Raw genomic sequence first — 10,684 nt, 5'->3', positions numbered from 1 at the left:
AGCCGCTATTTTTTGCTGCGTCTGCTAGCAGATATCCCCCTTCATTTTTGAAAGTGCTTGTCCGTTTAGGGCTGGATGGATAGTTGCGTCTAAGCATCCCATGTAAGTGAATTTGAACAGGAGCGGAGTTGAGCATCTATGAGAACGTCGTCATCGGAAACTTTCTTTTTGGACTGGGTATGGCGCTGGGGGCGCGTGCAAGAACTAACATTCAACCGCCGGTCTCAATAAACCTGCTTCAGCAAACACCGCTGGATCCGATGCTGGGGGACGCTCTTTTGCAGGGTAGCCGTGCGATGCGGATTCTCGAGTTTAAGCGCGCAGAGAATAGTAGTCAGAAGGAGGCGTCCAAGAGGCGTGCGTTAGAGGCCATCCTGGGTAATAAGCAGTGGAAGCCCTTGGCTGAATTGTCACGTCAGGTGCATTGGTACATTGAATCTTCGCATTCAGTGAGCAAATTGGATTTCACAATTTGCCCTTATCTCGATTTCGAACATAGATCTCATTTAGTAGGGCCGACTTTTCAAGAGATGATTTCGAACTTTGCGGATGAATTGAGTAGCGACGGTCCTTCGCGTTCTGCACTATTCAAGCAATATCTAAATCTTCTGATTCTCACTAGCAAGAAACAATCTACCGGCTCTGGTGCCATGATCGTTTTTATGAGCGAATGCGGGGAACTTCGCTATGTGGCAGTGGAGCATTTTCATGAACTGGATTTGCATCTTGATAAATATCATGACCTTGTCAGGGGGAGAGCGAGCCACGCATCAGAATTGCGGCGACAGGAGTTCGAACGATTACAGCTGCAGGAGAAAAAGAAAGAATACGAACATGAAATCCAATATGGGCCAAGATAATGGCTAAGAAGAATCTAGACGCGGACGATGTTTTGCAAGCAGCTACCTCCGTAATCGAAGCCGCAGTTCACAATCAAGAAACTGCAGATGCACTGCTGGCGAAACTGAGAACCACGTTAAGAGCACTTGAGGCCGAAACTAGAGATTTGCCGAGAAAGGTTTCAGAAAAAGTCGAGCAACAAATGCAGGCTGCTGCAAATAATGCTGCAGACAAAATTGTAGAAAAATTTTCTGCTGCAAACCTGACTGCTATTAAGGCGGCAAAAGCTTATGAGAAATCAATTCAGGCTGGACCGAAACAGGTCATGCTTTTTGCGATTGCAGGGTTGGCGTTATTCGGTGCAGTAATCTTTGCAAGCGCGGTGTTTTACGTTCAAAGCCTTGATGCGATTCAGCAGAAACGGCAGGAGCGAGATTTGCTCATTGAGCAAATACAGAACTACCAGATTTTAAGCAGAATCGACTACATGTATTGTGGTCAGAGTCTGTGCGTGAAGCTTGATAAACATTTGAAGCCGAATAGATATGGTTACTATCCGGTTTCACTTCGGAATTGAAGTCACTCTTCTACAATTGAGATGGATATTAGCTAAAAAATATAGTCGTTTATTACTGGGGAAGATGCATGAATATGCCGTTGGAAAACAGAGAACTATCAATCCAAATTAAAGTAGTTCGTCAGTTTCAGCAGAACATGTTTGCACAGGCATTCTTAGCAGGATTCTATGGCGTTGAGATGGCCAAGGCCTTTGGTTGGAGTGCAGAGCAGCGGTTTCGGCAGATGCTTCAGGCACAGTCCATGTTGGCAGCAGGTGAGTCCAGGATGTACATGGCTGAAACCGAAGCGGGAAGCCCTGTAGGAATGATTGTGACCACCAAGACATCCGACAGAACGATTCGGCGACTGGAGTCTATATGGGTGGGAAATAGCTACCGTCGCCGAGGTGTCGCTCGGCGGCTATTTGCGGAGGCGAGACTTGGCGGTGCGGATTTCCATTCTTTCGCAGCACCAGAGGCAGTGGATTGGCATTTGGCGAACGGCTTTCGGGCACTCGGGGACAGAGAGGAAGGAACCGTTGAGATGTTTACGGGGGCATACAATCCTAAATACAAATTCTCGTATCGAGTACCACAATTAACCGAGGCCGATCAGCAGCACCTTCGGAGTATCGAGGAGTTTGAGTTAAATTTCCAGAAAAAATAGACGGGCGACTTAGCCGGCTATTTCATCCTCAGGTTGGTTTGCTAGTCCACCTTCAGATGAACACCGTTAATACCTGCAAGAGCTTAACGGCAACGGACTTGGCAATAGGCGGCGCAGCACTCAGACTTTATACTACGCCGTAGTGGCAGTCGCGGAGTGAGGCGTCACCAAAAGGTGAGCTTTTACGGGGAGCGTAGTGTTTTCGTGCGATCTCCGCTACCATAAAATCGTAAGTCCTCGGTGCGGCCTCTGCGAAAGTATTCTCCCGAGAGTATTGTCGTTTTTTGGGGAATGCGGAATCCATTGGCGATCTGACGCGCCGCGAAAGTCGGCCCAAAAAGGAGCTTGCTATGGCGATTACTTCCTTACCTATGCAAGAGTTTGCGCTGGATGTACATAAGGCATGTAGTGCGACTGAAAACGGTCCTGTCTATATTACGGACTGCAGCATAGACACGCATGTCTTACTCAGTTACGTCGATTATCAGCGCTTACTCGCACGCAAGGGCAACATTGCGCATAGCCTAGCTATGCCTGAACAGGCTGATATCGAATTTGAAATTCCACGCATCAATATAACTCTCCGACCAGCAGATTTCAGCTGACCATGCTGGGCTGAATGCAGAAAGGCCGACATCTGTCGGCTTCCCTATCTCACATCAAAAATTTGTCGGCCTAGTCTCTCGGGCACCTAATCCGTGTCGGAAAGGGCCTGCTTTCGCATTTTTGCGGTGATCTTGGAGGGCTAGAGGGCTGCTTCGGCTGGCTGGGATGGGCACTCAGACTGAGTGAGCGGGTAACGGCAAGGTTATGCATCAACTTTCTGAACGTGGCAAAGTTACGGTTCCTTGACTTTAGCTTTGATGGGTGCAGAGCGCGATGTAGTGTGAGGACATTCAGTGCTGCGAAGGCGGTGGCGCTTGGGTGGTGGCAAACATATCGTTTCAAGGCGCGGCAGCTTTATCGTTCCCGCCTCAATCTGCGTCGCTCAAGGCGACTCCATCACATTCACTCCATAGTCGCCGAGCTTCGGAGTAATGCTCCATTCCAAAAAACCTAAGTTCATATGGCATATGGCATCCTCCTATGCGCACCGCTGCGCAGGTGTTTTTTAGTTGACCGATGTTTGTCGTTGGCCGATAACAAGCGTCAACACTTAAATTTCAGTGGAATCATCGTCCCGCAAAGCACCTCGTTCAATGACAGTGCTCGGCTGAATCAGTGTGCCAGGCGCAATTACAGAATTTGCCCCAAGGCGGCTATGGTCTCCGACCAGGGCGCCAAACTTCTCAATGCCAGTATTGAGCAGAATACCATCGGCGCGTACAGAGATAGTTTTGTGGACCCGTTCATTGCGATGATTGCATATTATGCTGCCCGCCTCGAGATTGACATCGCGTCCGATAATCGAGTCTCCGACGAAATTGAAATGCGCCAATCTGGATTCTGCGAAAACGAAGGATGACTTGAGCTCACACCCGGGCCCAATACTGCAGCGTTCATCAATCCAGTTCCCACCACGGATATAGGCATGGGCTCCGACGAAGACGCCTGGGCCGATTATGGCTGGCCCTTTCAGGATTACGCCTTTTTCAACGGTAGCCGTTACATGAACGGCTACTTCGTTCTCAATGTTGAATTGAAACCGGTCGAGATCCTCCATCATCATCCTGACGATAGATTCGCTTTGGCCGGTAAGCCGCCACGGGGTGAGGTTCTTCCAGCTGGAAAGAGGGGTGTCTTCTATCGCAGAGATAAATTGAGATAAGTGCATGATTTGCATGGGTTTAGAAAACTTAAAACAGACCGTTTTCTCATCTTAGACAGACTGCTTCCGGACGCTTACGGACATCGGTCGCCATTCATTCAAGGCCAATCAACTGCGGTAACTCTCGCACAAAATCCGAACGTTCCCCGTAACTAGATGCGAGGTCCCGGATTTGAGTAGCAAGGTTTAGCTGAGTTGGCTCCGACGCCCGTTGTAGTTGGATCGCAAGCGCTTCCATTTGAGAAATCGCCGTGTCTCCATTCATATGCGAATCGTCCGTAAATTCCAGGAAGATAAACATATCGATTATTGAGCGCACTATATGTTCGTCGAGCATCTGATGCTGTGAACTTGTTCGTACATGATGGGCGGTGGACAACAATTATATGGGCTGCTCATGGTCGCTTGAGGCCGTCACGTGGTCAGGAACTTTGCCATTGAAATGTCGGCAAGGTAGGACCCGTCGGGAAGTCTTATCCTCTTCGAAAATCTGCCCTCTTCCACAAAACCGAAGCGATCATACAGTCGTTTCGCCACCAGATTTCCCTCCCTGACGCGTAGCTCGATCTTTTCGACCACATGATTATCGGCAGCCCAAGCAAGCAGAAACTCCATAAGCGCAGTGCCAATGCCGCGGCCCGTATTTCCCGGGTGAACGACGATGGTTAGCGAAAATACATGCGCCGTGGCACGCATAGCGCCAGGCTCAAGCAAGGCGTGCCCGGCAGGAGCCCCGTCGACTTCGGCGACGACATAAATTCCGGCTTCTCCCAGCCAAAGGATCTTTTCGTAGAAGGAGCTTTCGGAAAGCTCCTCGGGATCAGAGACAAGCAAGCCAGGCGTCCGGCTCGTCGTGCACTCGGCGCGGTATAGCGTCGTCGCGTCTCCAGGTTGGGCACGTCTTATCTTGATCATGTTGAGACCTTTGCGGCTGCGTAGTCAAGGCATTCCCCGATGACCAACATCAGTAGAAAGAGGCTGCTTCTGGCCGGCAACAGACGCCCGATACTTCTCTCATATTGCAGACATCCAGCCGTTGGCTTCAATATTTGCCAAAGCCCTTTCAAAATGTTCCATTGCTATATCGCAGTTGACGCGATAGCCTCCCTTCGAATGAGCACCATCGATTTTGGCACTCAAAACTCCCGGAGTATTAACGAGCATTGCCAGTAGCTCGTCTTGCTCTTTAATCGCAGGTAGTGCATTGCCTTCAAGTCTTATGAGTCTTAAATAGCCCATCATTTCACTTTATCAGGTTGATCTGGAACGTCCGTTTCTGGCCGATTGCGGACACGATGCACCGCACTCTATCATCGGCCGCCACGCTTGGCGAATAGCGGGTTACGCCATTAGCTGACTACCGGGCTTTTCCGAAAGCCTGTGCATCCTTCGGCGGATTTTCCATCACCCGCTACACTTCCGGTCGCTCCATCGCTTCGCCCGCATCATCGTGACGCGTCCTGCACCGGCAGGGAGTCAGAAAAATAAGTGTTGCGCACTCGGCGCGACTTGCCCAGATAGCGCGTCCATGCAAACGCGATGGCGCCACCCAGCAATAGCCCCACTGCCGCTTGCACCACCTCGAACGCGGTCAGCTCGCCGAAGGCAATCCAGGGAACAATTAGGTAAACGGCGGCCATGCCGACAATACAAGTCACCCACAGCACCCGACGTGCCCAATGCACTGCAGCGGGAGTGTGATCTTTCCACAGTCGCAGGCCCGCGCTAATGCTGAGTGCGGACCAAATCGACAACGTGGCATACATTCCTAGGCGGTAGGTTTGCCATTGCGACATGTCCAGCAACTCAGGATACGCCGTCTGCGTCCGGTGCATGTCGATCACCTGCCAGACACAGCCCAGCGGATCTCCCAGAAGCAGCGCCAGCACCAGCAATAACAACCATCCGCGCACGCCCTTGAGCGGCTTATCCGGCGGTCCTCCTTGCAGGGGGCTGAAGTGGCTGCTGTTATCTTCGATATGAGATTGACTCATACATCCTTTCCATTGGAGTTATTCGCCCAAGGCATCACCAAGGTTGACATTCGACGTCCAGGTATCGTGCGGCCATTAACGGTATTCACCTGCAATGACCACCCAACATGGGCATGAGCGGCTAGGTCGGCCTTCGCTTCGATTCCCGGAAGAGGCCACTGATCGACCGTATTGCCTGCGCCTCGACCAAATGAGACATCTGTAATCGTGTCAAACATGGAGAGGCGTTCATCGGCACTATTTGTATAATCTTCTGGATTTCGTGAACGATAACTCTTGTGAGAGTTTGCCTTCTTTTCAAGCGCTCGCCATATTTCCTCGTCAGTATCTTGTCCAACGACGACACCCATCCCTCGTACTTCGAGCACGAACTTTTTTCCCATCTGTTCGAGCATCATATGTCTACCAGTAGCGGATGCGACTGCGTGATCATCGGTTTGGCCTGCTACTCCGCGCGTGTACCTTCTGCTGCACTCGAAGACCGATGCATCCAGACCCAACTTCCGGCATATGCCAAGGCTGCCGTTCCAAGCGCAACCAATACGCCGTTTCGAATACCGCTTCGCATATCACGTCCGTCCTGACGTTGCCATGCTGGAAATCAGCGTGGCGCCACAAGAGGTTTTATGGCCCTCAAATGCAACTGCCTTGCCCTCAATCAGTACCTTCGGATCGCCTTCCACGATGACACAATCATGATGACCCGCTATCGGGCAGCTGCATTGATCGCCGACGCAGGCAACGGCGCGTCCCATCACGATCGATTTCTCTTGTCCGGTCACGACCCTCCCGCCGTGGCTGGTGGCGTCACCCAACCGAATGACTCCCCGCATACACTCTCCTGGCTACCGTTGGCGTTATTCGAACGGGCTTCTATTGCCGTGATTCTTCGCCCATGTCGCCTTCAGCGCGTCGTCCGGCGGGCTGACCATGATGATACTGGCCATGCCGTTCGGACGCCGGTTCACCGTCGCGCTGGAGCCGCCCTGGTGGTAGCTGGCGATCAGTCCGAGACCAATTTGCACCATGGGTGAACTGGTGCCGGTGTCGCCAACGCGCGCGCCAATGTCGTAGCCTTCCTTGACCTCGTCTGGATGGGGGGCAGAGGTGCCCATCTGCATCAAAGCTTGGTTTAGCGGGATGACCCATTGCTTGTTGCCGGTGGTGTCGTAGAAGACGCGTTTGGGTTCGGTGTTTTCAGGTAGTGCCGAGGTGGCAGCTTCCCAGCCCGCTTTCAGCGCGGCTGCTTGGAGTGCGGTCTTCAGCGGTTGGCCTTTTTCATCGGTGAGCTTCACATCGACTGGACGGTGTAAGTAGCCCAGCAGGGGCGCGCTGTCGTATTGCTTCAGCTGCCAATCGGTCCAGCGAACAGGAATATATGGTGTTGGCTTGAAGTCACCTGGGCCCTGGTTACTGATGGTTTTCCATAGCTCGGGGAGTTGGGCTTGCCACCAGGTTGCCGACATCATTACGCCTGGAGACGGTGTACCTACTCCTGCCATTTTTTCCTGCTTGTCGTAAAGGGTATTGAAACTATCGGAGCCGCGATCATCATTTTTTTTCCAGAAGAAATTCCACAGCTTGACGATGTCATATTCGGTGTCGTTCTTGTTGATGTTCGACCGCTGCTGCACGGCAAAAGGCTTGATCAGTTTATCGACGCGATCTGATCTACTGACTAGGAATGCCGCCACACTGTCTGGCATGGCGGGAATGACATGGCCTACTTCAGGTGTATCTACGTTGCCTGGTGTCTGCATCAGGGAACGCATCATTGACCCATCCGCGCTAAATATCAACGCTGCCGGCACGTCGGGGTGAGTATCGAAGAAGGAGAACAGTTTCTCAATCATTTCAGCACCGTCATAGGTGTTGGCGTCTTCCTGCCATAACAGCAGCGTCACGCCCAGGCCCGCTTGTTGACGTAGACCAGCAAGATCTCCGGCGGGACGAGAGGTTTGCTTCGACTTTGGTGGATAAAAAATGAACACCGGAAGAGGCCACTGATCGACCGCATTGCGTGCGCCTTCTCTGAAAACCAAGCCTGTTGCCACGCTTAGATCGGTCAGCCGTTGGCTTGCACTATTAGTGTAGTCGTCTGGATTCAGCGAACGGTAGCTAGTGTGGTTATTGGCTTTTTCTTCGATTGCGTCCCAAATTTCTTCATCACTTTTTTTTGCAATAGCGAGTCCCATTCCGCGGACTTCCAGTACAAACTTCTGTCCGGTCTGCGCTAGCATCGTGTGGTTCACTGAATGGTGCGTCTCAATCGCCGCAGGCGAAGGCTGCTGTTGAGCATTTGCCCCTTCGGCGGCATTCGATGAGCGGTGAAGCCAGACCCAACTCCCGGCATAAGCCAAGGCTGCAATTCCAAGCGCGACCAATACACCGTTTCGAATACCGCTTCCCATATTCACTGTCTCCTGTCCTGTTGACTGCCACTGATGGTAGTCCTCGTTCATGATATATCCGGTCCACAACGCTGCTCCGACCAGGAATGTGGCCACATAGGGCCATATACGCGGTTTCATCGTATGTTGCCCAATTGATTAAAGTTCTTGCTGGCCAGATCTTGATAAGTGCGCATTTCCATCATTCGCTCTTGGGCTTCTTTTTCTCTAATGGCTTGAGACGCCTTTGCGGTTAGTTCGCTTGTCACTAAATCGGGCATCGTCAGCGAAACAAATTGCTCTCCGGGAAATGCACCTGTCTGATAGTAATCAGCACACGCCTTAATGAAATCTCGATCTTGCTGGGACAGGCGATCAGTAAAGGCCTTGTTCTGCGTAATTTTGACAAATGCCGTAGGATCCATTTTCCAGTCCGCAATACGTATGAAGAGATCACGCCAAACCGGATCATCAAGCGTTACTGCCTGTCTGATTGCAACATCCATCGCAGTAACCCAGCGGTGATTCTCGGTGGAGTGCAAAATACCCGAATGATAGTTGTTGTCTTCGTAGACCTCTTCGTCAGTCTGCATACGTTCTCTCGCACGCTTAGGGGTCTCTTCATGCTCCACGATATAGAACACCGCACCTACTCCCGGAATGGTCGGCGGAAGGCCAGGCCTGATGCGCCAGTTGTGTGACTGCTCGTCCAGTGGCTTGCCGGCATTAAAGGCTGCCTTCGCTTTATCCAGGTCATAAAACGGATTCACCGTTCGCTCATATGTCTCCCACTTGAAGCTGGCATATTGGTTTCCCAGCATGACGTTTTTTGTGACGTCGTCCGGCGCAACCTTACCTGCTTGGTCAGCATGCCCTGGTCTGGGGCCGCCGGTCATTCCCTTGACCTCACCTCCATACAGATCGGGCTCGCAAGGGGGCTTTAATACTTCACCGTTGATATAGCGAATGTCGTTCCGTTTGAAATCTTTTTGTAGCGCCGTGCTGATGGCGAAGTTGCTCGCCCCGGCATCCGGACCGGGTGCCAAACGCTCGAATTGATCGCGTACCGGGAAACGTCCGACTGTGTTGCCAACGAGAACCTTCTTCCATTTTCCGGTGGCCGAATCAGGACGTTCCATGCGAGTCCACATTCTCTGGAAAAATCTCAATTTCTCCAAGCGTGCCATGGCTTTCATGGGCTTCCCTTCTTTGGCAGCTACGCCATCTGCCGGGACTTCATCCGGTACCCCAAAGGTGCCAATGCCTCGCACGCTTCTTAGGCCGACCACCGTATCTTCCGGGCAGAAGTACAGGTAGACCTTGCCCCGGTTGTCGCGCTCATCAAAAGTGATCCATTGCTTCCCGCTCTTGTCCAGTCGCTGGCCGTTGGTTTTACTCCACTTCGCACCCGCCCGGCCACGACTGTTGCAGTGGTTGATCATTAACTCCGCCAGATCGTTAATGTCGTAAGGATCGGCAGTGACTGCGTTGACGATGTTGATCAAGGTCTGAAGTTTGGCGTGACCAGTCTGGCTACAGTCACTGGTCTCATACAAGCTGTAGGGACTATCCACCATGATGATGCAATCAACACAGCGCTGTTTATTCTTTTTCAAAATAGCTTGGGCAAGCAGAGTCAGGATGGTGCCCTGACTATGCCCCATGATGGTAATCGTCTCATTCTCTGGCTGCATTCCATGAGCATCCGCAAGAGCAGAGGGCTTGACAGAACGGATAGTGGTAATCAGATGAGCCAGACGGGTAGCGGCTAGAATGAAGTAGCGCCGTTCAGGCGCTGCAGCGGCATAGAGCGAAGCCCCGCCCAGACTATTCTTGGTCACGCGGTTTGTGATCCAGTCAGCCCGAAACCCTTTTCCGTACATGTCTGGAATATTGTTTGTGGCATTGGCGAAGAAACCTCCAGCTTTACCAAAATGCTGATCAAGCCGGTTTCCATGGATATCCTGATACTGACCGCGGATTGTTTGGAAGCCTCGTCCATCGTCAACGCCGCCCTTTACTTCCTTGGTATTGCTTTTCCCTTTGGAGTCGAAACGCGCTATCTCATCATTGCGCGCACGATATCCCCAATAGAAAGGGATAAAAATACTTTTTGTCGCGCCAGTGATTTCTTCACGTCTGTATAGATAGGTATCAGGGTCGGCTAGAATATCGCGCTCCTGCTTTTCTGCCTTTGGTTTGGCTTTTACGCGTCGATATTCAGTTCCGTAGCTCCCAGCTTTCAAATCCCGACGATCCAATCTCTCATTCAGCCCTTGGCAAAGGCCTTCCTCAACAAAAGAATAGACGGCCCCCGGATCATTGACGCCATGAATGAAAATCACGATCCCAGGCAGATCACCTGGTACGGCGACATTGCGATTATTGGGCCGGTCGCTGCAGGTGACGGCAGCACCTTCCCCGATTTTATTGAATTGGCTGTCGGTATCGGCCATGATGATCCTTGT

The 10,684-nt window shown here is 51.7% G+C and carries 12 protein-coding genes; 4 read left to right on the top strand and 8 right to left on the bottom strand.

Features of this window, described 5'->3' with window-relative positions:
• Nucleotides 1–128: 128 nt before the first annotated feature.
• From BGK68_RS02480 to BGK68_RS02465, 4 genes are all read left to right on the top strand, one after another.
• Nucleotides 129–860 (top strand): hypothetical protein, encoded by a 732-nt coding sequence (locus BGK68_RS02480; protein ID WP_075255784.1) that lies wholly within the window; start codon nt 129–131, stop codon nt 858–860.
• Entirely contained in the window at nt 860–1,417 is a 558-nt protein-coding gene (locus BGK68_RS02475; RefSeq protein ID WP_075255783.1) for a hypothetical protein, read from the top strand. The genes BGK68_RS02480 and BGK68_RS02475 overlap by 1 nt, the downstream gene beginning before the upstream one ends.
• 68 nt (nt 1,418–1,485) lie before the next feature.
• The gene (locus BGK68_RS02470; protein ID WP_083657708.1) at nt 1,486–2,064 is read left to right on the top strand and encodes a GNAT family N-acetyltransferase; all 579 of its coding nucleotides are present in this window, start codon (nt 1,486–1,488) and stop codon (nt 2,062–2,064) included.
• Between the two features lie 350 nt (nt 2,065–2,414).
• The gene (locus BGK68_RS02465; protein ID WP_075255781.1) at nt 2,415–2,669 is read left to right on the top strand and encodes a prevent-host-death protein; all 255 of its coding nucleotides are present in this window, start codon (nt 2,415–2,417) and stop codon (nt 2,667–2,669) included.
• Between the two features lie 551 nt (nt 2,670–3,220).
• On the opposite strand, the gene BGK68_RS02460 is transcribed toward BGK68_RS02465, so the two are convergent.
• The 8 genes from BGK68_RS02460 to BGK68_RS02425 all read right to left on the bottom strand — a co-directional run bounded on the left by BGK68_RS02460 (nt 3,221) and on the right by BGK68_RS02425 (nt 10,672).
• Complete coding sequence (locus tag BGK68_RS02460; RefSeq protein ID WP_075255780.1) at nt 3,221–3,847, bottom strand: LbetaH domain-containing protein; 627 nt, start codon at nt 3,845–3,847, stop codon at nt 3,221–3,223.
• A 399-nt stretch (nt 3,848–4,246) separates the two neighbouring features.
• Nucleotides 4,247–4,747, bottom strand: a complete 501-nt coding sequence (locus tag BGK68_RS02450; RefSeq protein ID WP_075255778.1) for a GNAT family N-acetyltransferase — start codon at nt 4,745–4,747, stop codon at nt 4,247–4,249.
• A 99-nt stretch (nt 4,748–4,846) separates the two neighbouring features.
• Nucleotides 4,847–5,074, bottom strand: a complete 228-nt coding sequence (locus BGK68_RS27275; protein WP_143432934.1) for a hypothetical protein — start codon at nt 5,072–5,074, stop codon at nt 4,847–4,849.
• Nucleotides 5,075–5,277: 203 nt separating this feature from the next.
• Nucleotides 5,278–5,826 carry a DUF2569 family protein gene (locus tag BGK68_RS02445; RefSeq protein WP_075255777.1) on the bottom strand — a complete coding sequence of 183 codons (549 nt, stop codon included), beginning with the start codon at nt 5,824–5,826 and terminating at the stop codon, nt 5,278–5,280.
• Nucleotides 5,823–6,224, bottom strand: a complete 402-nt coding sequence (locus tag BGK68_RS02440) for a type VI lipase adapter Tla3 domain-containing protein (RefSeq protein WP_075255776.1) — start codon at nt 6,222–6,224, stop codon at nt 5,823–5,825. Before BGK68_RS02440 ends, BGK68_RS02445 begins: the two co-directional genes overlap by 4 nt.
• A gap of 171 nt (nt 6,225–6,395) precedes the next feature.
• A complete protein-coding gene (locus tag BGK68_RS02435) occupies nt 6,396–6,659 on the bottom strand; it encodes a PAAR domain-containing protein (RefSeq protein WP_075255775.1) in 264 nt (87 codons plus the stop codon).
• A 24-nt stretch (nt 6,660–6,683) separates the two neighbouring features.
• Entirely contained in the window at nt 6,684–8,357 is a 1,674-nt protein-coding gene (locus BGK68_RS02430; protein ID WP_075255774.1) for a type VI lipase adapter Tla3 domain-containing protein, read from the bottom strand.
• Nucleotides 8,354–10,672: a T6SS effector phospholipase Tle3 domain-containing protein gene (locus tag BGK68_RS02425; RefSeq protein WP_075255773.1), complete on the bottom strand. Its 2,319-nt coding sequence runs from the start codon at nt 10,670–10,672 to the stop codon at nt 8,354–8,356. The genes BGK68_RS02430 and BGK68_RS02425 overlap by 4 nt, the downstream gene beginning before the upstream one ends.
• Between the last annotated feature and the right edge of the window lie 12 nt (nt 10,673–10,684).

Origin of the sequence: Herbaspirillum camelliae (assembly GCF_001929405.1) — a bacterium.
Lineage (GTDB): Bacteria > Pseudomonadota > Gammaproteobacteria > Burkholderiales > Burkholderiaceae_D > Herbaspirillum > Herbaspirillum seropedicae.
Note: the sequence above shows the minus strand (reverse complement) of the source record. Positions and strands in the feature narration are given on the sequence as shown.